The organism is Rhodococcus sp. Z13, assembly GCF_025837095.1.
Taxonomy (GTDB): Bacteria; Actinomycetota; Actinomycetes; order Mycobacteriales; family Mycobacteriaceae; genus Rhodococcus; species Rhodococcus sacchari.
On record NZ_CP107551.1, the window covers coordinates 3,856,283 to 3,877,384 of the forward strand.

Here is a 21,102-nt window from a genome sequence, read left to right on the forward strand (position 1 = left end):
GATCCTCCCCGTCGTGCAATCATGTCGGAGCCTCCCAACTCCGCGGCAATGATCGCCGGTCGGAAGTTTACTTATCCGTCCGACCACCCACCACTTGGACAACCAGTCAGTTCGGCCTCGGGTTATCGTCTCGACCGAAATGATGAAGGGGGCAGGACCGCGTGAACGAGGTAGCCGGTGAGTCGAGCTCGCCCGGCGAGCAACGCCGCAAGGTTCGTCGACGCCTGAGCGAGGAGCAGATCACCGCTCGGCGTGCCAAACGTCGCCGCATCCAGATCGGCTGTGGTGTAGGCGCTCTCGCCGTCGTCGGTTTCGTCGGCTGGTTCGGTTACGAGGGCCTGCAGGCGAAGTCGAACCTGGAGAAGGCACAGAACTTCGCAACCACCGCGAAAGATGCACTGCTCGCGGGCGATACCGAGAAGGCCCGCACCGCCGCCGGTGACGCAGATCGCTACGCGCAGGATGCACAGAGCTCGGTCGATTCGATCCCGTGGCGCGTGGCCGGCGCGATTCCGTTCCTGGGAAGCCCGATCGATTCCACCCGCCAGATGGCCACTGTTGTGAGTGGTCTCACAGAGCAGGTTCTGCTTCCTGCGGTCGATGCCGGCAGCGCGGTCTCCCCCGATCAATTGATTCTCGACGGCGCCCGCATCAACCTCGCGGCGCTGCGCGAGGCTGCACCCGTGCTCGAATCGACGGCCGCCGCGATCACCGACATCGAAGCACAGGCCCAGAATGTCGACAGCACGTACGTCGGGGTGATCGACGAGGCGCGCGTGGACCTGCAGGAACAGGTCTCCGAACTGTCGTCCCTGCTGAACAACACTGCGCTCGCGGCGCAAATCGCGCCGTCGATGCTGGGTGCAGATGGTCCGCGGAGCTATTTCGTGGGTTTCCAGACCAACGCCGAGGCGCGCGGCACGAGTGGCCTGCTGGGCGGCTTCGCAATCATGCGCGTCAACGACGGCGCGGTCTCCATCGACGAGGTCTCGAGCAACCGCGAACTTCGCACCGACTACGAACCCATCGATCTGGGTCCGGACTTCGCCAGGGCTTATGGGCACAGCCGCCCCACGCAGGATTTCCGCAACAGCAACGTGAGCTCGCATTTCCCGTACGCCGGCCAGATCTGGCAGTCGATGTGGCAGCAGGAGACCGGTGAGCGGGTCGACGGTGCAATTGCGACCGACCCGGTCGTGTTGAGTTACGTGCTCGAGGTCGTCGGGGACGTGATTCTGCCGGACGGTGAGCGGATCACTGCCGACAATGTCGTGGAGTTGACCGAGGCTACCGCCTACAAGCGCTTCGGTGACGACCAAGCTGCACGAAAGACGTACTTGGAGACGGTCGCGAAGGCAGTCGTACAGAAGCTAACGGGGAGCATCTTTAATCCGCGTGCAGTTCTAGAAGCGTTGGGGCGGTCTGCTAGCGAAGGCCGCCTGTCCGTGTGGAGTTCAAATCCCTACGAACAAAGTGTCATCGAAACGACTCCGCTGGGACATATCGTGCCCGACGATCCAGCACCGTATGCAGGCGTGGTGATCAACAATGTCGGGGGGAACAAGCTCGACTATTTCCTCAAGCGAGAGATCGAGTACATCGCCGAGTCGTGCGAGGGCGATACCCGGAGCACAAAGGTGATCGTCCGATTGACCAACGACCTCCCGCCCGGTGACTACACGGAATACGTAGTCGGGATGTTCGACAATCCCGTAGGGGCACCACCGGGAACGAACCTCACTGATGTGGGACTCATAGCCACCCAAGGGTCTAAGTTGAAGCGCGCAGCAGTCAACGGCGAAACGACGTTCACTTACCAGAGCGAGGAACGAGGCCATCCCCTGTTCAACGTTCAAACTCAAGTGCATCAGGGCGGCACGACAGAAATTATGTACGAGCTGGAGGAACCTAGCATCGAAGGCACGCCCGTCGTACCCGTCCAACCTCTCCTCGACGAGTCGTCATTACAACTCACCCGATCTCGGTGTGAATGACCATCCACCGAAGGCTAATTGAGTTGGACTCGTAGACAATCAACAATATCGGGTTCGCGAACATACAGCTGATCTCGGCAGTTCCTGCTGTCTAGTCATGTGCGCCAAGCACCGTTCACCTCGTCCTGGATCAAAACCCACCACAGCCGACCATGTGCTGGAGCTTGTCCACTAAGCCGTGTTTCAAGTGTGGATCCGCCGAGGGATTCACTGCTCCGTCTGGCGTGTCATGACAACTGAATGAGCGGAGGTCTCCGGTAGAGGGTTAATCGACTAAGACAAACCTGAATACCGGAGACCTCGTGCCCAGCGTAGCGGTACCGGGGCGGGCGGATCTGGCCGACGCGCAGTGGGCGCGGTTGGAGCCGTTGCTGCCGCGGGGAAAGAAGGCGGGCCGGCCGCCGAAGTGGACGAAACGCCAGCTCATCGACGGGATCCGGTGGCGCATCCGCACAGGATGCCCGTGGCGGGACATTCCGGACCGGTACGGGCCGTGGCAGACGGTGTACGGACTGTTCCGGCGTTGGCAACGCGCAGGGGTGTGGGCGCAGATCCTCACCCGAGTGCAGGCCCTCGCCGACGCGGCCGGTGAGATCGTGTTGGATGTCAGCATCGACTCGACCATCGCCCGAGCACACCAGCACGCAGCCGGTGCCCGCAGGAGCGGTGATCGGCAGGCCGAGCCACCGGGCGGTGTCGACACCGAGCCCGATGATCACGCGTTGGGACGTTCACGCGGTGGCTGGACAACCAAGATGCATCTGGCATGCGAGCAGGGGTGCAAGGTCCTCTTACTCGTCGTCACTGCAGGTCAGTGCGGTTACAGTCCGCAGTTCGAGGCCGTGCTCGACGCAATTCGGGTGCCGCGGCGCGGTCGTGGTCGACCACGCTGCCGCCCGGATGCGGTGCTGGCGGACAAGGCGTACAGCAGTGCCGCCAACCGGGCCTTGCTCCGCAGGCGAGGATTCAGGTCGACGATCCCGACCAAGTCCGACTAGGTCGCGAACCGGAAGAAGAAGGGCTCATCGGGTGGCCGCCCACCCGTCTTCGACGCCGAGCACTACAAGCAGCGGCACGCCGTCGAGTGTGGGATCAATCAGCTCAAGCAGAACCGCGCTGTGGCAACGAGATACGACAAGCTTGCGGTCCGCTACGCGGCCATCGTGCGCATCGCCGCTATCAATCTGTGGCTGCGATCAGCCACCTCTTGAAACACGTCCTAACCTCGGGCATTCATGCCGATTGAGCGGAAACCCGTGTCAATCACGAAGAATGATGCTCTGAGCTGGGATAATTCGACTTGCGAAGGTTGAATCAGTCCCAGTTCGAGGAGCACCATTCCGGTGAGCAAGTCTACGTCCCCCTATCCCCACCTGTCCGCATCAGCCACCGGAACCGGCCTCGTGTCGCATGCCGGAGCCGTCCTGCTGCTGCGCACCGCGGAGAAAACCGGACTTGCCACGGCATTGACGACCGAACTCGCACCGTATCGAAAGCCGTTGACCCGACACGATCCCGGCAAGATCGTCCTCGACCTCGCGGTCTCCCTCGCACTCGGTGGGGACTGCCTCGCCGACATCGCACAACTGCGCGCTCACCCCGAACTGTTCGGTGCGGTGGCCTCCGACCCGACCGTCTCCCGCCTGATCAGCAGGTTGGCCGCCGACACCGACACCGCACTGGCCGCGATCGACCGGGCCCGCGCCACCGCCCGCTCCCACGCCTGGGCCGCTGCCGGCACATCGGCTCCCGACCATGCCATCGACGAAGCGCATCCGCTGGTCCTCGACATCGATGCCACCCTGGTCACCGCGCATTCCGAGAAGGAACAGGCCGCCCCGACGTTCAAGCGAGGGTTCGGTTTCCATCCGTTGTGCGCGTTCGTCGACCACGGCACCGGCGGTACCGGTGAACCCGTCGCGATGCTGCTGCGGCCGGGTAACTCGGGATCGAACACCGCCTCCGATCACATCACCGTGGTGCAGGACGCACTCGCACAGTTGCCGCTCGACCCGGCATACCGGGTCGGGAAGAAGGTACTGGTCCGTATCGACGGCGCCGGCGGTACCCACCACCTGATCGAGTACCTCACCAAGCGTCGCCTATCGTACTCGATCGGATTCGGGTTGACCGACACGATGACCGCCGCCCTCGATCTGGTCCCGGAGCAGGCCTGGACCTCGGCCTACGACTCGGACGGACAGGTCCGCGACGGCGCCTGGGTCACCGAGATCACCGACCTGCTCGACCTGTCGACGTGGCCGAAAGGCATGCGCGTGATCGTCAGGAAGGAGAGGACGCATCCGGGTGCGCAGTTGCGGTTCACCGACCGTGACGGCCTACGCCTGACCGCGTTCGTCACCAACACCCGCCGCGGGCAACTGCCAGATCTGGAGCTACGGCACCGGCGACGGGCTCGGTGCGAGGACCGGATCCGGGCAGCGAAAGCCACCGGCTTGCAGAACCTTCCGCTGCACGGTTTCGACCAGAACCGCATCTGGTTGGCGCTCGTGCAACTGGCATGCGAGCTGCTCGCGTGGATGCAGATGCTCGCCTTGACCGAGGTTCCAGCGCGGCGGTGGGAGCCGAAACGGCTGCGGCTGCGGTTGCTGTCGATCGCGGGGAGGATCGCCCGGCATGCCCGCCGTGTTCGTCTGCGACTGGCTGCGACAGCTCCGGATGTCGATCTTCTCGTGGCCAGCCTGAACCGGCTCGCAGCGCTACCTGCGCCTGCGTGACCTGCATGTACCAGTTTCATCGAGACGAAAGGACACGATTTCCGGGGCCGTGGACCCCGACGCCACCCGACCGTGTCGGGCAGTCGACCGTGGATGCACGCCGGATCCACGGTTTCCACACCCAATCCGAGACCGCTCAGGCCGGCACGCGGTCCGCGCGAAAGATTGAGGTTAGGCGGCAGCTTGAACGGGCGTCCAGTTTTTTCGCTGAGTCTGTCCAAACTTGGCCTCCCGGGGAGCAAGAAGGCTCCGCCGAATGCTTACAGATTCCGCAATCTCTATAGCCCCGTTGCACTTCCACACCACATCGATTCGCGCCACGCATGGTTTGCCCATAGACTTCGCCCACCGAGGTCATGCCGCGCCTATTGTTCGGCAGTGACAATTGTGAGATGTATCTCATTCGGTATTCGTTCGAGACTGCACGGGAGGGAATCCCGGCCGTCTCACGCTCGATAGGGGAGGCGAGGGTTTACCATGTCAGAAAAACTTGCTACGCAGAGAGCGTTCCGGACTGCTGTAGTTCCGGCCGCCGGGATGGGGACCCGGTTCCTGCCGGCCACTAAGACAGTGCCCAAAGAGTTGTTACCGGTCGTGGACACGCCAGGAATCGAACTCGTGGCCACAGAGGCTGCGAAGGCTGGTGCGCAGCGCTTGCTAATTGTGACAGCTCCCGGAAAAGACGGAGTTGTGGCTCATTTCATCGATGACTTTGATTTGGAAGAGCATCTCGAATCGAGAGGAAAATTCGACCTGCTAGATAAGGTCCGGCGAGCCCCGAATCTCCTCACTGTCGAATCAGCGGTCCAGGATAAGCCGCTCGGACTCGGACATGCCGTGGGCTGTGCAGAAGCTGCGCTTACGCCTGATGAGGATTCCATCGCTGTGTTGCTTCCGGACGATCTGGTTCAACCCAGCGGCATTCTCAAGATGATGGCTCGCGTCCGTGCCGAGCGCGGAGGCACCGTGCTTTGCGCGATCGACGTACCGAAAGACCAGGTCAGTTCGTACGGCGTCTTCGACGTTGAAGCAGTGCCGGGCGCCGCCACCCCCGACGTGATGAGGGTGCGTGGCATGGTCGAAAAACCAGCGTTGGGCGATGCGCCGTCGACGCTCGCCGCGGCCGGCCGCTACCTCCTCGACCGGGCGATCTTCGATGCGTTGCGCCGGATCGAGCCGGGAGCAGGTGGCGAGCTCCAGCTAACCGATGCAATCGCCCTACTGATTGAAGAAGGGCACCCCGTCCACGTCGTCGTTCACCGCGGAACGCGCCACGACCTCGGCAACCCTGGTGGATACCTCCGAGCAGCCATCGACACCGCTCTCGACAGCAAGGAGTACGGCGAGGGTCTTCGCCAGTGGCTACTGGAACGCCTCGACCAAGACATCATTACGTCAACTGAACACCTTGGGGCATAAGGCATTTACGCTACTGGGACTAAAGTCCCAACCCCGGAGTGCCAAAGGGCCCGATGTCGACTACACTCGCACGTGTGTTGCCTCCCCGCAACATGCTGCGTGACTCCTCCCCGAGTACATGCACGCAGTAGTGAGCCCCGCTGGCTCCTCCCCAAGAATCGCCGGCGGGGCTCACCCATACGGGTGAAAAGCCACTACTTCTGCACTCCACTCAGGGCGCCCTCGGGCACGTAAACGGACTCATAAGACTCGGTCCGGCCCCGTCCCTGACTCGATACCACGCCACCGATGAACAACCCCAGGGCGGCAACAAGCGCCACGATCGCGGTGATCACCCATACGTCAGGACGCCTACGGGACCTGAACACCAAACGCTTGGATGCCGCCTCATCCGTTGCGGCACGCTCTTGAAACTGACCGTTGCGCTGGCCCGGGCTCACAGATCCGCCCCGACTTGCACGGGTCGATTGCGGAGCCAACCCTCGATCACTCATGCGAGCCCCCCTTGAAAGTACGAGTAACGAAATTTCCTTCGTGCAGTCCATTTCGCCCGTTACACCCGATTGTCCAATTCACCCCCATTTCACCCGAAGCCAGTCGAAGGGCGGACGCCGCCGGGGACCATTGACGCTCCGATCGCCCGGTGCCAAGATGGTCAACCACACGCTCGAACAGGCGTGCGAACAATTCCAAACAGATGGCCCGCCACGACTGCCATCGTGACGGGCCGGATGTCCGACTGACTAGGAGTCGAACATGCATCAGCATACTCATGCGCAGGTGGCGCCATGAGCATCGAAGCGATCACCTGGGCGCTCGAACACGCCGAGATCCCCTCCCCCACTCCGTCCGGCATGCCGTCCGCGCCAACCCTGACATTGGTCCTGCTCGGGCTGGCGAATCACGCCTCACGAAGTGGCCGGCACGCCTATCCGTCGGTACGGACCCTCGCCCGCTACGCCCGAATCAGCGAACGGCAGGTTCAGCGGTGCCTGGACGCGCTCGTGGAGCTCGGACTCATCAGCCGCGGCGATCAGGCGCGCGTCGCAGCGGCCATCTCCCGCGAGGATCGCCGACCCGTCCTCTACAACCTCGCGATGCGAGGGGGTGACCACCTGTCACCCCGTACGACTACGCGGGGTGACAGGGCGACACGCCACGGGGTGACAGGAACGAGCGAGCGGGGTGACACCCATGTCACCCGAACCGCCCTTGAACCAAGAAATGAACCTGCTGCGCGCGGGGGAACGCTGCCGCAGTCCACTGTCGACTGGCAAGGGCGACAGCAGCAGCGAGATCGAATCGACCAACTGGCCGCGGCGTGCCGCCGGGCCGGCCTCACCGCCCGCTTCGACACCCTCAATGCCGAGAAAGCTGCGCTGGTCGAACGATCCATCGAAGTGCACGGCGTTGACGCTCTCGTCCGTGCAGCTCTCCAACGACATCGTCCCCACGATCCTGCCCGTTCGGCGGCAGCGTGGGTGCCCACCTGGCAAGCTCTGCAACCACCGCGCCCGCCCGCTCTACCGAAGTGCGGAAAGTGCGACGAGTACGGTTGGTTGCCCGACGACGATCTCGGTCGAGCGGTGCGGTGCCCGTGCCGCGGAGTGAAGTCCGGATCGATCTATGAGGCGTCGAAACGAGCAGCGCAGGAAACAGTGGGGACCTGTACACAGTCCTTTCAGGCGGGAAGTGCACAGCCTGTCTACGTAACCGGCACGTAGGCGGGGCCGAACACATCCTGGACCCAGCCACCCCACTCGTCGTTCACGGCGAGGATCTCGTCTGCGCGGTTGCCGAACAGCCTCCGGGGATCTACCACGAGCCGGTGGCCTGAGGACTCTCCCGACCATGGAAGGAACCACCACGGCACTTCGAAGAAGTCCTGAATAGAGGACATCATCGCCGTCGAACCATAGAAGTGCGCCCCGGCATAGAGCGCAATCGCCATGGCGTTCTGATCCAGCTCGGCAGCTTTTCGGCGCAGGCTACGGCAATAGGAGTCGACGGCCGCCTTCTTGGATTCTCCGGATGCTGTCAACGGCCATCATGATGTCCCCGCTCTTGGCCAGGTGAAAGTCCCCGCCTCGTGGGTGTTCGGGGTTGGGGTCAGGGGCGTTCACCTCGTTCGTGTCGGGCTTGGCGCATCCGGTAGGACTCACCGTCGGTGAGCACGACGGTGGCGTGGTGCAAGAGCCGGTCGAGGATGCCGGCGGCGGTGGTGTGTTCGGGCAGGAACCGGCCCCACTGCTCGAACGGCCAGTGCGAGGCGACCGCCAGGGATCGGCGTTCGTAGGCGCCGGCGACGAGCCGGAACAGCAACTGGGTGCCGGTGTCGTCGAGCGGCGCGAACCCGACCTCGTCGACGATGATCAGATCCGCCCGCAACAGCGTGTCGATGGTCTTGCCGACAGTGTTGTCGGCCAGGCCGCGGTAGAGGGCTTCGACGAGGTCGGCGGCGGTGAAATAGCGGACCTTGTGCCCGGCGTGCACGGCCGCGATCCCCAACCCGATCAGGGTGTGGGATTTTCCGGTCCCCGGCGGGCCGACCAACGCCAGATTGGCGTGGGAACGAACCCATTCCAAACCGATCAGGTAGTCGAATGTGGCTTGTGGGATGGAGGACTCGGCGACGATAAAACTGTCGAGGGTCTTGGCGACGGGGAACGCGGCCGCTTTGAGTCGGGCGGCGATGTTGGAGGCGTCGCGGGCGGCCAACTCCGCTTCGATCAGGGTGCGCAGCACCTCCTCCGGGGTCCAGCGTTGGGTCTTGGCGGTCTGCAGGACCTCGGCGGCGGTGCGGCGGACGGTGGCGAGTTTGAGTCGGCGCAGACCGGCGTCGAGGTCGGCGGGCAACGCCGCGACCGCCGGCGGAACGGCGGTGCTCGAACTGCTCATCGTGCGGTCTCCTCTCGGGTGACGGCGTAGGCGTCGAGAGAGCGGGTCGGGGCGGTCGGCAGGTCCAGCACCAGCGCATCACCGCCGGGACGGGGTTGGGGAACCCCGGCGCCGGCGTCGAGGATGGAACGGACGTCGTCGGCGCGGAATCGCCGGAACGCCACCGCCCGGGTCAGGGCGGCGAGCAGGGCGTCGGTGCCGTGCGCGGCCTGCAGGTCCAGCAGCACCGCGAGTTCGGCGGGCAGGCGGGTGTTGGCGGCCGCGGCGGCGCCGACGAGGAACTGTTCGGCGACCGTCCCGAGTGCGCAGAATCGTTTCTCGACTTCGGTTTTCGGTCGCGGCGCCCGACTGGGAGCCTGTCGTGGGGTCGGGTAGTGCTCGTCGAGGATCGACGCGGTGCCCGGGGCGGTGAGCGCGTGCTCGGCAGCGACCTCCCCTGTGGCGGGGTCGGCGATCAGCAGTCGCCCCTCGCCGGCGGCGACGGTGACGGTGGCCCCGATCAGGCGGGTCGGCACCGAATAGCGGGCCGAGCCGAAGCGGATGCAGGAGAGCCTGTCGACCTTGCGGGTCACCGGCGGCGGCCCGATCTGCAGTCGCAGCGACGGCAGCGGCCCGAGCACGGCCTGTTCCTCGCGCAGACGCTGGGCGGGGACCGCGTCGATCTCGGTGTGGACTCGGGTGTTGACCTCGATGCACCACGCCTGGGCTGCGGCGTTCGCGGTGGTCAGGTCCACCGGGCGGCCGGACAGGTCGGCGTCGGTGAGCAGCGGGACGACCAGGTCGCGTTGGGCGTAGCCGACGAGGTGTTCGACGATGCCCTTCGATTCGGGGTCGGCGGCGTGGCAGAAGTCGGGGCGGAACCCGTAGTGGGTGGCCATTCGCACGTAGTCCGGGGTCGGGACCACCACGTTCGCCACGACTGCGCCTTTGAGGCAGGCCATCCGGTCGGCCAGGACCTTGGTGGGCACCCCGCCGATCGCGGCGAGGGCCTCGGCGATCAACGTCAAAGTGGTGGCGGCGCGTTCGTCGGTGGCGAAGGCGACGAACCGCCACCGTGAATACGCCAGCACCGCGCAGAACAGGTGCAGGCCGGCGCCGAGGGTGGCCCAGTCGATGACCAGGTATTCACCCGGTGTCCACACGGCGGGGCGGCGCCCGCGGTGATTGTTCTTGCGCCACTTGGTTTTCTCGTCGGCGACGAGGCGGCGGAAGTTACGGTCCGAGCCGGTGTATCCGGCGGCCGCGGCGATGGGGAGCAGGCGTTTGGCGGAGATTCTGCCGCGGGACGAGGCGATGCGTTCTGCGACGATCTCGGTGACGGTGTCGTAGTTGCGGGGACGGGGATGTCGTGGGGATGGGGTGTCGCCGGCTTCGAATCGTTCGATGACACGGCGGACGGTTTTGTGGGTGGTGCCGCACATCTCGGCGGCGCCTCGGTAGGTGCCGACCTCGCGGTAGGCGGAAATGATGTCCATGCGGTCCTTCGCAGACTTCAATGGAACTCCCTGGGCGGTGACAGGTGACTGGGTGGCACCTTCACCTTCACCGCTCAGGCCTGGTGTTCCGGTGGGAATCACGACGAACACGAGGCGGGGACTTTCATCTGGCCACCGGTGGGGACCGTTACTCGGCCACCAGTGGGGACTTTCTCATGGCCATGGACAGATGCATCATCGGGGGTGGGAATAGAGATACCGACAATATCCGAGAGTTCGAATCGACCAGTGTGCCAGTCTGCATGCAGTTGCCGTTGACGCATGATGTCCGCTGCCGACATATCGGTCAGAGTGAGGTAACAGATGGTGGCCACGAGCTGCCCGTTGTTGCGGTCCGTCTCGCCATTCTTCATTCGGGGTCTCCCCTGAATGTTGGCCAGCATCACTGCCACTGGGACCATGTCGGAACGCGCAATATCGAGTCCCAACTCTTCGCGGGTTTCGCGTATCACAGACGTCAGCGGATCAGGCACCCCGAGCGCATCGCAATCAGCGTCATCACTTCCCCGGCGATGCTCGAATACGCCACCCGCCGTCGCGGACACCACATTTGTGGCGTTCCGTGCGTGACCGCTCCTCTGCGCCAGTAGCAAGGTGGGCTCGCCCGCGTGATCAATGCTGATCACACCGACTGCAGTATTGAGAAGCACTGTTCTATTGGACTCGATCCGGATCTCACCTGTCTCCTGGTCGCTCTCACACCGCGGGGCCGATACGGCCACCTCCGGAGTGGAGGGCAGGTGCTTGCACTTGCGATACCGATCGTTCTCGGTGATGGCGTAGCACGTTTCGTCGGTGTGGAATTCGACCAGATACTCGCCGGACTCGAGATGCTTGGCGGTCTGAACAGCCCGCAAGCTGAGAATTCGTCCGTCATAGTCGCCCGGGCGAAATACCTTGGTCTCAGCATCTACATCTTCTCGGACAGCGGGGCAGTCCTGCTGATCATTTCCATGTAGCGCCGCATGGGGTGAGACGTCGGCGATCGTCCACTCTCTCTTCCTGCGTCCACCGTTCGTCGGCACTTCTGGCTCTCCGCCGACCGACTTCCAACGGGCCCTGTGATGTACGACGGTACGCGCGATCACACCCGACCGGGAAGCAATGCCGTCTGCAAGGATGTAGGAGCCCATGAAGGCCGAGACCCAATCTCCGAATCGCCTCCCTTTCTCGGCGATTTCGAGTTTGGTCACATCCACCGGGACCGACCCTCGGTAATCACGCTCCAACAAAGTTGCGAGATTTTGGACGATCGACCGGACCTTTTCGACATCCTGACGGTAAACCAGGGCGGGAATGATCAGCTGATGACCTGGTGCAAGCACTTCCCGCGTCATCCGATAGACCAACTCCAGCTGTTCGGTAGTTGAGACGCGTCCCCACGCCTCGGTGGAACCGGGGCTCCGATCTGGCGTGTCGGCAAGCACAACGGATACGAAATCGCCGGGGCGTAACCCTTGCCCCCGAAGTACGCCCCAACTGAACGCACTCAACTTTCGGTATATATCGTCGAGTGCGGCGAGTTTTACCGAGATGATCCTGTATTGGTCAGATTGGCCGCTCGTTTCCCGTATGACGTGACGAGCCACAATCCGGCGTGCATGCCTGACCTCCCCGAGAATCAGGTAACGACTCCAGCGATCCGAACGACCTGCAAGTACTGAGGTTTTCTCACCAGAGAGTCACCGACGACAGCAAAGACATCCGAACGGTGTGGCGTGAAAAGAGGACGTGGGGTCCTGCCTGGTAGGGATTGTTTCGAGCAAGAAGCAACCCGGAGCAGGACCCCACGTGATTACCTATCGTGCCACGCTCGACGTGCCCGAGCACACCCTGACCTTCGTCGCCCGTATCCTCGCTGCCCACCGCCGCAGGACCGATCGCCGGCCGTGGCAGCGGGCCGCGACCGTCTACGTCCAGGCTCTGATGGTGCTGCGGTGGTTCCGCGACGGCACCGACGTCGCCACCCTGGCGCGCGATGCCCGCATCTCGCAGGCCACCGCCTACCGGTATCTCCACGAAGGTATCGACGTGATCGCTGCGCACGCCCCGGACCTGCACGACGTGCTCGAACGTGGGATCGAGTCCGGCTGGGAGCATGTCTGTCTCGACGGCACCCTCATCGCCTCGACTCGCTGCCGGGAGCGTTCCGAGTCCGGGCACGACGTGTGGTACTCGGGTAAACATCGCCGCCACGGCGGCAACGTCCAGGTCCTGACCGATCCGACCGGCTACCCGATCTGGGTGTCCGAGGTTGCCCCCGGTTCGGTGCACGACCTCACCGCTGCTCGTCGGGGCGGGATCCTCGGCGCCCTCTACCACGCTGCCGCCGGCGGGATGCCCACCCTCGCCGACAAGGGGTACACCGGTGCCGGGATCGGCGTCCACGTCCCGACGAAAGGCCGTGATCTCGATATCGGCACTCGTTGCCGCAACACGCTGCTGTCTGCGATGCGTGCTCCGGCCGAACGCGCGAACGCGCTGCTGAAGACCCGGTGGAAGGCGCTGCAGCGAATCAGTCTATGTCCGTGGAGGATCGGCTCGATCGCTGCTGCGGCTCTCGTTCTTCTTCACCTGCAAGCACCGGCCTGGTGAGAAAACCTCACTGCCGTCGCCACTGCGCCGAGAGCTATTATTGTGCCAAAAATTGGATCGGCGATAGCGAACATTCGAAACCAGGGAGACGACATCAGGTCGCCGTTGCGCGCTGACCGCGCCGCTACCCAATACCAGCCGCCGGCCAATACGAGGGCAATTACCACTACAGCCCACCTGTTGCGGGATTCAGGTAGCGCATACCACTTCGACTGCAGCACGATCCTCACCCGACGCCAGCGTCCGCTCCTGAAGCCGTCCGAATCCGTCATACCAGCCCTTCTGCTACACGGTCGCCTTGTCCGAGCATGCCGACCGGTGACGAGATCAGCAGGCACACACCGAGTGAGTAGTATGCTGCCGCAGATCACAGCTCAGCGTGAACTCGGAGGATCAATGGTCACCGTCACCGAGTCGTTCGTGCGTAGCAAATCCGGTGACGACAGGGCATGCGAGGACGGCATCGTCCTGACGAACGACTTCATCGCCGTGATCGACGGTTCAACCGACCCATTCGGCCGAGGCACCGATCGGCCCACGCCGGGGCAGTTGGCGATGGAGTTGACGGCAGAAGCAATACGAAATCTTCCCCCTTCCTGTGATGCCCATGAAATGGTGGATGCTGTCACGAACCATGTCCACGCGAACCTGCCTCTCGATCGCAGCGCGGCTGCCGCTGCAATCACCGTCTATTCGGTCACTCGGCGCGAGGTGTGGCGTGTAGGCGATACACGGTTTTGGTGGCAAGGCAGACCAACTACCGCGCCGAGCAAAGCGATCGACGTGGTGACATCGGAATTCCGCGCTGCACTACTCACAGCTCGATTGGCCGACGGGATATCGATCGACGAACTGCGGACGACCGATCCCGGGCGAGCTGCTGTGCTTCCCCTGATTCAGGCCCAAATTTCCTTTCGGAACGCCCTTGGCGAGTGGGGATACGGTGCTATCGACGGCACTCCTGTCCCTAGCCTCAATCTTTCGCGCGGACCGCGTGCCGGCCTGAGGGTCTTCGGATTGGATGTGGAGACCGTGGATCCGGTGGGTATCCACGGTCGACTGCCCGACACGGTCGGGTGGCGTCGGGGTCCACGGCCCCGGAAATCGTGTCCTTTCGTCTCGATGAAACTGGTACATGCAGGTCACGCAGGCGCAGGTAGCGCTGCGAGCCGGTTCAGGCTGGCCACGAGAAGATCGACATCCGGAGCTGTCGCAGCCAGTCGCAGACGAACACGGCGGGCATGCCGGGCGATCCTCCCCGCGATCGACAGCAACCGCAGCCGCAGCCGTTTCGGCTCCCACCGCCGCGCTGGAACCTCGGTCAAGGCGAGCATCTGCATCCACGCGAGCAGCTCGCATGCCAGTTGCACGAGCGCCAACCAGATGCGGTTCTGGTCGAAACCGTGCAACGGAAGATTCTGCAAGCCGGTGGCTTTCGCCGCCCGGATCCGGTCCTCGCACCGAGCCCGTCGCCGATGCCGCACCTCCAGATCTGGCAGCTGACCGCGGCGGGTGTTCGTCACGAACGCGGTCAGGCGTAGGCCGTCGCGGTCGGTGAACCGCAACTGCGCACCGGGGTGTGGGCGCTCCTTCCGGACGATCACCCGCATGCCTTTCGGCCAGGTGGACAGGTCGAGTAGGTCGGTGATCTCGGTGATCCAGGCACCGTCGCGGACCTGCCCGTCGGCGTCGTAGCCGGGGTCCATGCCTGTTCCGGAACCAGATCGATCGCGTCGGCGTGGGCGTCGGTCAACCCGAATCCGATCGAGTACGATAGGCGACGCTTGGTGAGGTACTCGATCAGGTGGTGGGTACCGCCGGCGCCGTCGATACGGACCAGTACCTTCTTCCCGACCCGGTATGCCGGGTCGAGCGGCAACTGTGCGAGTGCGTCCTGCACCACGGTGATGTGATCGGAGGCGGTGTTCGATCCCGAGTTACCCGGCCGCAGCAGCATCGCGACGGGTTCACCGGTACCGCCGGTGCCGTGGTCGACGAACGCGCACAACGGATGGAAACCGAACCCTCGCTTGAACGTCGGGGCGGCCTGTTCCTTCTCGGAATGCGCGGTGACCAGGGTGGCATCGATGTCGAGGACCAGCGGATGCGCTTCGTCGATGGCATGGTCGGGAGCCGATGTGCCGGCAGCGGCCCAGGCGTGGGAGCGGGCGGTGGCGCGGGCCCGGTCGATCGCGGCGAGCGCGGTGTCGGTGTCGGCGGCCAACCTGCTGATCAGGCGGGAGACGGTCGGGTCGGAGGCCACCGCACCGAACAGTTCGGGGTGAGCGCGCAGTTGTGCGATGTCGGCGAGGCAGTCCCCACCGAGTGCGAGGGATACCGCGAGGTCGAGGACGATCTTGCCGGGATCGTGTCGGGTCAACGGCTTTCGATACGGTGCGAGTTCGGTCGTCAATGCCGTGGCAAGTCCGGTTTTCTCCGCGGTGCGCAGCAGCAGGATCGCGCCGGCATGCGACACGAGGCCGGTTCCGGTGGCTGATGCGGACAGGTGGGGATAGGGGGACGTAGACTTGCTCACCGGAATGGTGCTCCTCGAACTGGGACTGATTCAACCTTCGCAAGTCGAATTATCCCAGCTCAGAGCATCATTCTTCGTGATTGACACGGGTTTCCGCTCAATCGGCATGAATGCCCGAGGCTAGCGAGTACATCGACGTGGTTCCCGTCCCGATAGGTGTGAAAGAGCTGGTCCTCCACACCGACGGCTACGTCCAGTCGTGTCCCACCCTTGTTGACGCCGAGGCTCGCTTGAAGGAAGGACTGAATGCAGACCCTTTGTGCATAGGTGAGCTCCGCGGCACCAAGGCGTGGTTACCGGGAAACGATTCGTTCGACGATCGGGCATACATCCGCCTCGTGCTCTGAGGCGAGACGAAGCTGGCAGACTCCTGAGCCCTGTCGCACCCACGGCTACCCATGTCGCCAGAAACCTCGACTCTCCCACGGGCGCGTCGTAGCGATACCGGCGCGTTCAGCGATCGCCTCGGCGCGTTCGGATGCCGTTGCGAGCAGCCCCGCCTCGGCGTTCCCGTCCAACCAGTCGACGACGCCGTCGCGCATCACGACGCGGCCGTCGACGAGCACCGTGCGGACGTCCCGGCCGGTCGCCTGCCAGGCGAGCGCGGCCGGGATCGACGACGAGGGGGTGAGGTGGGAGCTGCGGGTATCGAGGAGGACGACGTCGGCCTTGTATCCCGCTGCCAGACGACCGATGTCGGAGGCCTGCCTCACGGCTCGCGCACCGCCCAGCGTGGCGATCTCGATCAGCTCCTCGGCGGCCACCGCGGCGGCGTCGCAGTTGACGGCGCGTTGCACCACGCCCAGCGTCTTGAGGTCCGACAGGACGTCGCAGGCGTCGTTGCAGTTCGCGTCGTCGGTGCCGATGCCGACGTTGATGCCGGCCTGGAGGAACGCCGGCACCGGTGCGATTCCGGAGCCGAGCACGCCGTTGCTCACCGGTTGGGTGGAGATCGACGCGCCCGCCCGCCGGATCAGCCGGATGTCGGTGGCGTCGACGTGCACGCAGTGGCCGAGCAGCAGCCGGGAGTCGAGCAGGCCGTACGAGTCGAGATAGCGCACCGCGCTCATCTCACCGACCGGCCGATCCCCCGGCGTCTCCGACAGATGCAGAGCCCAGATGCCGTCCTGCGTTCGGGCGCGGTCGCGGCTGTACTCCAGGGCCTGCAACGACGTCGTGCTGGCCGTGGAGGGTGACGCACACACGCGGATCCGGCCACCGTAGCTGCGGTCGTGCTTCCGGTACATCTCGTCGAGGTCGCTCAGGATCGCGGTGGTTTCACGTAGAACACTCGCCGGGCGTACCTCCGGTTCCCTAGCCCGCACCGTCTGGAGGAAGGTCGGAGAGGACGGTCTGATGGCGTCGGTGAACATGCGTGCGTAGACGGCGCGGATGCCGGTGCGCCCCAGGACCTCGATGGCCGTGTCGATCGCGGGCAGTGGATCGAACGGGTGCACGTGGTCGTTCAGCACGACGGTGGTGACGCCCGACCGGATGCTTTCGAGGCAGAAGAGTTCGAGCGCGACCTTCACGTCCGACAACGAATACGCCGCCAGCCCCGGATACAGGTCGTTGAACATCCAGTCGAGCAGGTCGCGGTCCTGATTGCCACCGGCCCGGAGCAACGACTGCGTGCCAGGGGTGTGGGAGTTGACCAGCCCCGGCATGACGATCTGGCCGGCCGCGTCGATGATCTCGGCGTCGGCCGGGATCTCCACCTCGTCATCCGGTCCGACGGCGTTGATCCGGTCGTCCTCGACGAGCACGGTTCCCCGATCGAGGATCCGTCGGCGGTCGTCCATGGTGAGCACCCGCCCACCCACGATCGCGATCAGGCTCACGGCATTGCTCCTTCCACCGGGGTCTCCGACCCGCGCACCGATATCTCCGCCGAGGCCGCCACGGCTGCCTGCACCACGGCGGCGTATCCCGTGCACCGGCACAAATGCCCCGTCAGGACCTCCCGCACCTCGTCGGCAGTGACGACACGCTCTTCCGCAGCAGCCCTGCGAAGGAACCAGGAGAGCGTCACGACGATGCCCGGAGAACAGAATCCGCACTGGACCGCGCCGTGCTCGAGCATCGCCGCGATCAGCGCGTCCTCGGCTGCCGTGGCGACGGTGGCGACATTGCTTCCCCGTGCCGCGGCGTGTGGAACGAGGCAGGACGGGGTCGGTACCGAGTCCACGAGGACGGTGCACGAACCGCAGTGGCCGCTCGCGCACCCGAGCGGAAGTGCGACGCCGTGGGAATCCAACACCTCCCACAGGCTCTCGGTGCCGGTCTCCGGCAAGGGCGTCGGCCGGCCGTCGACCGTGCACGTGGGAGCCACGGCCTGCACGTCGGGCTCCACGGGAAGCCGGGTCGTCGCCGATTCGCCCATCTCCTGCGAGGTCATCGTGCTCATACCCCCTTCGGGTTGTGCAGGTCGCGGTGGACTCGCTCTGCCATTCCGCTCACCAGTTGCAATGTCTTCGGATCGACATCGCCCGCAGCGAGACACGAGCGCACGCAGGCGTCGGCAAAGTCCTCGGCTCCCCCGGGATCACGAAGGCATTCCTCCGCGCCTTCGAGGCGAAGTGTCGGACCGCCGACACCGATCGATACCGTGGCACCGCAGCCGTCTCCGACGGCCGCCGCGACCGCGACCTCCGACCGGCTCACGCTCGGCCGCAGTGCCACTCGACGGAAGGCGACGCGCTCCGGATCGCACAGCTCCAAGCCGCAGGCGATCTCGCCGGCTGCGAGTCCGGTCATCGGTATCGACGTCACCTCCACCATGCGGGTGCCGTACTCCCCCATCACGACCAGCTGCGCTCCACACGCCGCCAGTACGGGGACGAGTTCGCGTGGCCCGAGCGGCGATACGACATTGCCCACCACCGTGGCCCGCCGTCGCACCGCAGGGGTGGCGAACCAGGAGGGTTCGGTTCCGCCGAACAACGGCCGCAGGATCGGGTCGGTGACCGAGACCATCGCACCCACCCGCAACCGGCCGGCCGAGTGTGCCGTTGCATCCGGCAGGGAGTCGGCAGGAACGACCGACCAGGCTCCCGGCACGTCCCGCAGATACACCAGCACCGACGGCTCCGTCCCGGTGCTGGTCAGCCAGGGTTGGACGCTGGTTCCACCACCGACGATCACCGCGTCCCGCGTCATCGCGCCGTGCAGGGCCTCGTCCCAGGTGGAGGCGAACAGGTGTGTGGTCATGCGGGCACCTCGCTTCTCGTCGGCACCACACGCCGGGCCGGGATGGACGCGACCGGCTCACCCGTGGCCGCTCGGATCGCCGCGGCGACGGCAGCGGGTGAGGAGACCAAGGGGCCTTCCCCGATTCCCTTCGCGCCGAACGCCAGATCGAGCTTGGGGTGTTCGACGATCACCGGCACCACCTCGGGCACGTCCGTCGCGCCGGGCAGCAGGTAGTCGCCGAATCCGGTGGTGAGCTGGCGTCCTTCGGCATCCACGTCGCGTTCCTCCCACAGGGCGAAGCCGACGCCCTGGACGGTGCCGCCGACGAGCTGGCCTTCCACGGCGACCGGATCGACGGCTCGTCCGCAGTCCTGCGCGCACACCACCTGCACGACGGAGCACTCCCCGGTCAGTTCGTCGACGTCCACGACGGCGCGGTGGGCCATGATCTGGAAGGCCTTGTGGGGACGGCCCGGTCCGGTCGGTGGCCCGTCGTTGGTGTCGGTTTCGGTCCAGGTGTCCGCGTGGTCGTCTCCGAGCAGTGCCGTGAGATCGTCGTGGCTCCACCGATCCGGCACGGGCCTTCCCTTGTCCCGGGCTCGTTCCCGCAGGCGCTGTGCGAGGCGTTCTGCGGCACCGGCGGCCGCTCCCCCGCTGGCCATGGTCTGGCGGCTGGCCTTGCTGCCGCCGGCGGTGGGGAAACTCGTGTCCGCCACCCGCACGGTCACGGGCAGGCCCGGGAAGTGGTGCCCGACCATCCGTCGCAGTACTTCGTCGACGCCCTGGCCGACGTCGGCCGCAGCGGAGATCACCTCGACGCCGCTGCGGGTGAGCCGGACCGCGGCGGTGGCGGGGTCGGGCTTGCCGTGCCCGAGGCCGGCGCTCTTGATCCCCAGCGCCACACCGGTACCGCGTCGCATCCCCTCCGCCGGGGCACGTGCCGGTTCCGGGACGGACAGTGCTGCGTCGAGCACCTCGCGGGGGTCGGCACATCCGGCGAGGGGCTGGCCGGTGGTGGCCAGCGGTTCCTCCGGTTCGAGGAGGTTCCTGCGCCGCAGGTCGATCGGGTCGATGCCGAGTTCGGCGGCCACAGCGTCGACGGTGGATTCGATGAGGAAACAGGCCTGCGTCGCCCCGAAGCCGCGCATCGCCCCGGCGGGCGGGTTGTTGGTGTAGACGGTGGTGGTCTCGAGGTCCACCGCGTCGAAGCGATACATGCCGGCGCTGAAGTCGTGGACGATCGCGGTGACCGGCAGCGAGGTGTGCGCGTAGGCGCCGCCGTCGAGCAGGGTGCGGGTGCGCAGCGAGACGAAGCGGCCGTCGTCGTCGCAGGTCAGCTCCACCTCGGTGCGCATCGGGTGGCGGCTCGGGTGCGCGGCGAGCGATTCGGCGCGGGTGTAGGCCATACGGACGGGCCGGCCGGTGCGCAGCGCGGCGAGCACCAGGTGTGCCTGGACGGTGATGTCCTCCCGCCCACCGAACGCGCCGCCGATGCCGGCGTGGTGCAGCACCAGCCCGTCGGCGCGGAGACCGAGGGCGCGGGTGACCTGCAGGTGGTCGGCGTGCAGGTCCTGGGTGGCCACCCACAGGTGCACGGTGCCGTCGGGGTCGGGCACCGCCAGTCCGGCCTCGGGGGCGAGGAAGGCGGCGTCCTGCCGGCCGGTGCGCCAGCTGCGTCGCACCACCCGCTTTCCCCTCGCATCGCCGCGGCAGGTGCGGGCAGTGGTGACGAGGTTGCCGTCGGGACCGACCTGCGGTGCCTCCGCATCCAGTGCCCGGCTCGGGTCGACCAGGGGTGGCAGCACGTCGAGGTCGAGGGTGAGGACGGTGGCCATCGTCCGGGCGGCCCGTGCGGAGGTCGCGACGACGAGGGCCACGGGTTCGCCGAAGTGCCGGATCTCGTGCTGGGCGAGGACGGGTTGGTCCTGCACCTTCGATCCGAGGCGCCGCCCGGGCAGGTCGGCTCCGGTGAGCACCGTGACGGCACCCGGAACGCGCAGTGCCGCCGCGGTTTCCACCCGTCGGATCCCGGCCCGGGAGACGGGTGCCCGCACGGTGACGGCGTGCAGTTCGCCGTCGGTGTGGAGCATGGGCGCGAAGCGGTGTTCGCCTCGCAGTTTGGTTTCGTCCTGCGGGCGGATGCCACGCACCCCGACAGGGGCCGGCACGGTACCGGCCCCTGTGCGGGTGCGTCCGTCGGATCGGGCCGACGAGCGCGGACGTGGCGCGTCCAT

13 protein-coding genes and 2 pseudogenes are annotated in these 21,102 nt (G+C 65.6%); 6 read left to right on the top strand and 9 right to left on the bottom strand.

Annotated elements, in window-relative coordinates; genetic code table 11:
* Positions 1-161 precede the first annotated feature (161 nt).
* The 5 genes and pseudogenes from OED52_RS17595 (at position 162) to OED52_RS17615 (ending at position 7,875) form a co-directional block, all read left to right on the top strand.
* Entirely contained in the window at positions 162-1,994 is a 1,833-nt protein-coding gene (locus OED52_RS17595; protein WP_264152127.1) for a DUF4012 domain-containing protein, read from the top strand.
* A 302-nt stretch (positions 1,995-2,296) separates the two neighbouring features.
* Positions 2,297-3,205: pseudogene (locus OED52_RS17600) on the top strand (IS5 family transposase).
* Positions 3,206-3,337: 132 nt separating this feature from the next.
* On the top strand, positions 3,338-4,732 hold the full coding sequence (locus OED52_RS17605; protein ID WP_264152128.1) for an IS1380 family transposase: 1,395 nt from the start codon (positions 3,338-3,340) through the stop codon (positions 4,730-4,732).
* A gap of 477 nt (positions 4,733-5,209) precedes the next feature.
* Entirely contained in the window at positions 5,210-6,151 is a 942-nt protein-coding gene (locus OED52_RS17610) for a UTP--glucose-1-phosphate uridylyltransferase (protein ID WP_264152129.1), read from the top strand.
* A 788-nt stretch (positions 6,152-6,939) separates the two neighbouring features.
* Entirely contained in the window at positions 6,940-7,875 is a 936-nt protein-coding gene (locus tag OED52_RS17615) for a helix-turn-helix domain-containing protein (protein WP_264152130.1), read from the top strand.
* On the opposite strand, the gene OED52_RS17620 is transcribed toward OED52_RS17615, so the two are convergent.
* From OED52_RS17620 to OED52_RS17635, 4 genes are all read right to left on the bottom strand, one after another.
* The gene (locus OED52_RS17620; protein ID WP_264152131.1) at positions 7,857-8,192 is read right to left on the bottom strand and encodes a hypothetical protein; all 336 of its coding nucleotides are present in this window, start codon (positions 8,190-8,192) and stop codon (positions 7,857-7,859) included. The genes OED52_RS17615 and OED52_RS17620 overlap by 19 nt on opposite strands.
* Positions 8,193-8,260: 68 nt before the next feature.
* Positions 8,261-9,049 carry an IS21-like element helper ATPase IstB gene (istB, locus tag OED52_RS17625; RefSeq protein ID WP_024101627.1) on the bottom strand — a complete coding sequence of 263 codons (789 nt, stop codon included), beginning with the start codon at positions 9,047-9,049 and terminating at the stop codon, positions 8,261-8,263.
* The gene (istA, locus tag OED52_RS17630; RefSeq protein ID WP_264152132.1) at positions 9,046-10,545 is read right to left on the bottom strand and encodes an IS21 family transposase; all 1,500 of its coding nucleotides are present in this window, start codon (positions 10,543-10,545) and stop codon (positions 9,046-9,048) included. The genes istB and istA overlap by 4 nt, the downstream gene beginning before the upstream one ends.
* Before the next feature lie 77 nt (positions 10,546-10,622).
* A complete protein-coding gene (locus OED52_RS17635; RefSeq protein WP_264152133.1) occupies positions 10,623-12,038 on the bottom strand; it encodes an NUDIX hydrolase in 1,416 nt (471 codons plus the stop codon).
* 298 nt (positions 12,039-12,336) lie between these two features.
* Here OED52_RS17635 and OED52_RS17640 point away from each other — a divergent pair, with 298 nt between their 5' ends.
* Positions 12,337-13,140: an IS5 family transposase gene (locus OED52_RS17640; RefSeq protein WP_145690968.1), complete on the top strand. Its 804-nt coding sequence runs from the start codon at positions 12,337-12,339 to the stop codon at positions 13,138-13,140.
* A gap of 1,142 nt (positions 13,141-14,282) precedes the next feature.
* Here OED52_RS17640 and OED52_RS17645 read toward each other — a convergent pair.
* The 5 genes and pseudogenes from OED52_RS17645 to OED52_RS17665 form a co-directional block, all read right to left on the bottom strand.
* Positions 14,283-15,676: pseudogene (locus OED52_RS17645) on the bottom strand (IS1380 family transposase).
* 392 nt (positions 15,677-16,068) lie between these two features.
* Entirely contained in the window at positions 16,069-17,517 is a 1,449-nt protein-coding gene (locus tag OED52_RS17650) for an amidohydrolase family protein (RefSeq protein ID WP_264152134.1), read from the bottom strand.
* A complete protein-coding gene (locus OED52_RS17655) occupies positions 17,514-18,083 on the bottom strand; it encodes a (2Fe-2S)-binding protein (protein WP_264152135.1) in 570 nt (189 codons plus the stop codon). Before OED52_RS17655 ends, OED52_RS17650 begins: the two co-directional genes overlap by 4 nt.
* Complete coding sequence (locus OED52_RS17660; RefSeq protein ID WP_264152136.1) at positions 18,080-18,886, bottom strand: FAD binding domain-containing protein; 807 nt, start codon at positions 18,884-18,886, stop codon at positions 18,080-18,082. The genes OED52_RS17655 and OED52_RS17660 overlap by 4 nt, the downstream gene beginning before the upstream one ends.
* The gene (locus OED52_RS17665; RefSeq protein WP_413247682.1) at positions 18,883-21,102 is read right to left on the bottom strand and encodes a xanthine dehydrogenase family protein molybdopterin-binding subunit; all 2,220 of its coding nucleotides are present in this window, start codon (positions 21,100-21,102) and stop codon (positions 18,883-18,885) included. The genes OED52_RS17660 and OED52_RS17665 overlap by 4 nt, the downstream gene beginning before the upstream one ends.

Excerpts from the sequence above, each read along its gene's own strand:
- OED52_RS17610 (WP_264152129.1), top strand. The coding sequence starts at position 5,210 with ATGTCAGAAAAACTTGCTACGCAGAGAGCGTTCCGGACTGCTGTAGTT.
- OED52_RS17615 (WP_264152130.1), top strand. The coding sequence starts at position 6,940 with ATGAGCATCGAAGCGATCACCTGGGCGCTCGAACACGCCGAGATCCCC.
- istB (WP_024101627.1), bottom strand. The coding sequence starts at position 9,049 with ATGAGCAGTTCGAGCACCGCCGTTCCGCCGGCGGTCGCGGCGTTGCCC.
- OED52_RS17655 (WP_264152135.1), bottom strand. The coding sequence starts at position 18,083 with ATGAGCACGATGACCTCGCAGGAGATGGGCGAATCGGCGACGACCCGG.
- OED52_RS17660 (WP_264152136.1), bottom strand. The coding sequence starts at position 18,886 with ATGACCACACACCTGTTCGCCTCCACCTGGGACGAGGCCCTGCACGGC.
- OED52_RS17665 (WP_413247682.1), bottom strand. The coding sequence starts at position 21,102 with ATGGACGCGCCACGTCCGCGCTCGTCGGCCCGATCCGACGGACGCACC.